Below are 2,575 nucleotides of genomic sequence, written 5' to 3' on the forward strand. Positions count from 1 at the left end.
CTCCGGTGTGCGCTCCCGCCCACCGGACTCGCGCTCGTCGTCGGCCGGGGGCAACGGCTCGCCCCGTTCGGCCGCCAGCTCCCGTGGCGTCTTGATCGGCGGCTTCTCCGAGGGGAGCCGCTCACCGAACTCGTTGAACGTGGTGATCCGCGGCCGCTTCACCACCTCGCTGAAGACGCGTTCCAGGTCGCGCCGCTGGAGGGTCTCCTTCTCCAGGACCTCACGCACCAGGTCGTCGAGCACGTCGCGGTAGGTGTTGAGCACCTCCCACGCCTCGGTGTGCGCCGTCTCGATGAGCTTGCGCACCTCCTCGTCGATCTCGTGCGCGACTTCGAGCGAGTAGTCGGCCTGCCTGCCCGCCGACCGTCCGACGAACGGATCGCCCTGCTCCTGGCCGTACTTCACCGCGCCGAGGCGGGGGCTCATGCCGTACTCGGTGACCATCGCCCTGGCGATCTTGGTCGCCTGTTCGATGTCCGAGGACGCGCCGGTGGTCGGCTCGTGGAACACCAGTTCCTCGGCGGTGCGCCCGCCCATCGCGAACACCAGCCGCGCGATCATCTCGGACCGCGTCATCAGCTGCTTGTCGTCCTCGGGCACGACCAGCGCGTGGCCACCGGTGCGGCCCCGCGGCAGGATCGTGAGCTTGTAGACGGGTTCGATGTCCGGCATCGCCCACGCGGCCAGCGCGTGTCCGCCCTCGTGGTAGGCGGTCATCTTCTTCTCGTGCTCGGAGATGATCCGGCTCTTCCGGGCCGGACCGCCGATCACCCGGTCCACCGACTCCTCGAGAGCGTGGTCGGTGATGACCGTGTTGTGCTCGCGGGCCGTCAGCAGCGCGGCCTCGTTGACCACGTTCGCCAGATCGGCGCCGGACATGCCCACGGTGCGCTTGGCCAGGGCCTCGATGTCGGCGTTCTCGGCGAGCGGCTTGCCCTTCGAGTGGACCTCGAGGATCTGCATCCGGCCCTTGAGGTCGGGGGCCTGCACCGGGATCTGCCGGTCGAACCGGCCGGGCCGCAGCAGCGCGGGGTCGAGGATGTCCGGGCGGTTGGTCGCCGCGATCAGGATGATCCCGCCGCGCGAGTCGAACCCGTCCATCTCCACCAGGAGCTGGTTGAGGGTCTGCTCCCGTTCGTCGTGGCCGCCACCCATACCCGCGCCACGTTGCCTGCCCACGGCGTCGATCTCGTCCACGAACACGATGCAGGGTGCGTTCTGCTTGGCCTGCTCGAACAGGTCCCGTACACGGGAAGCACCGACACCGACGAACATCTCGACGAAGTCGGAACCCGAGATCGTGTAGAAGGGCACGCCCGCCTCACCGGCGACGGCCCGGGCGAGCAGCGTCTTCCCGGTGCCGGGCGGGCCGTAGAGCAGCACACCCTTCGGGATCTTCGCCCCGAGCGACTGGTACCGCGCCGGGCCCTGCAGGAAGTCCTTGATCTCGTGCAGTTCCTCGACGGCCTCGTCGGCTCCGGCCACGTCGGTGAACGTCGTGGTCGGCATGTCCTTGTTCAGCTGCTTCGCCTTGGACTTGCCGAAGTTCAGGACCCGGTTGCCGCCGCCCTGGGCGTTGTTCATCATCCAGATGAGCAGCCCGACCAGCAGCAGCAGCGGGATCATGTAGATCAGTAGCTGGGTGAGGAACGAGTCCTCGGTGACCGTCGTGTTGAACTCGACGTCGTCTTGCCCGGTCCCGGAGTTCAACAACCCGTTGTAGAGCTGGGTGGACGCCCCGGCGGGGAACTTCGTGATGATCTGGGTGGCCTGTTGGCCGTCGACCCCGACCGGGTTCTCGAGATGCAGCTTGAGCTGCTGTTCGCGGTCCTCCAGGGTGGCCTCGGTGACGTTGCCCGAGTTGATCTGCTCGACGGCCTGCGAGGTGGGGACCTCGGTGTAGCCACGATCGCTGTCGGCGAGCGTGCTGATGCCGAAATAGAGCAGCAGGGCCACCGCTATCCACAGCAGTGGGTTCTTGAGCAGGCGCTTGCGGTCCATTCGATCCGGCCGTGGTGGCCTCGACCCTCCCTGGCTAGGCGGTAGGTGTGACATCCGCCGTCGCGGTGTTCGACAAAGTCGCGGTGTTCGACAGAGTCGCGATGTTCGACAAGTACGCGGGCGCTACGGAACTCACCGTCCCACCAGCGTACCGCCCGGCCCGCGATACCGGCCGAGCGATCCTGCCGTGGTCAACGGTGGCCGCGGCCGCGGTGTTCCCGCGTCCGGGAGTCGGCGGGGTCACGATCACCCACCGGCCCGCCCCGGAGCGAGGGCGGGTCAGGGCGCGACCTCGGCCAGCGCCTCGCCGATCCGCGTCCGCAGGGTCTTCGCGTCCGCCGGGGCGACGGTGACCCACTCCCGGCCGTCGGGTCCCTGCCGGGACAGGCTGAGGTAGCGGCCGGTCGCCGTGTCGAACCAGGCCAGGACCGGGGAGCGGTGCCGGCCGCCCACCTCGTCCCGGCTGTTCGCGGCGAACTGCCCGCCACGCAACCGGGGCTGCGCGATCAGATCCGCGTACGCCTCACCGGGGTCCCTGGCCCGCTCGGCGAGGCTCGTGCGGCCACGGCCGCCC

2 protein-coding genes are annotated in these 2,575 nt (G+C 69.1%); both read right to left on the minus strand.

Going from position 1 to position 2,575, the window contains the following annotated elements; all coding sequences use genetic code 11:
• The coding region (ftsH, locus tag SACHA_RS0116925) for an ATP-dependent zinc metalloprotease FtsH (protein ID WP_019811691.1) at positions 1 to 2,001 on the minus strand (2,001 nt) is incomplete at its 3' end.
• Positions 2,002 to 2,280: 279 nt separating this feature from the next.
• The coding region (locus SACHA_RS0116930; RefSeq protein ID WP_019811693.1) for an ESX secretion-associated protein EspG at positions 2,281 to 2,575 on the minus strand (295 nt) is incomplete at its 5' end.

Origin of the sequence: Saccharomonospora halophila 8 (assembly GCF_000383775.1) — a bacterium.
Taxonomy (GTDB): Bacteria; Actinomycetota; Actinomycetes; order Mycobacteriales; family Pseudonocardiaceae; genus Saccharomonospora; species Saccharomonospora halophila.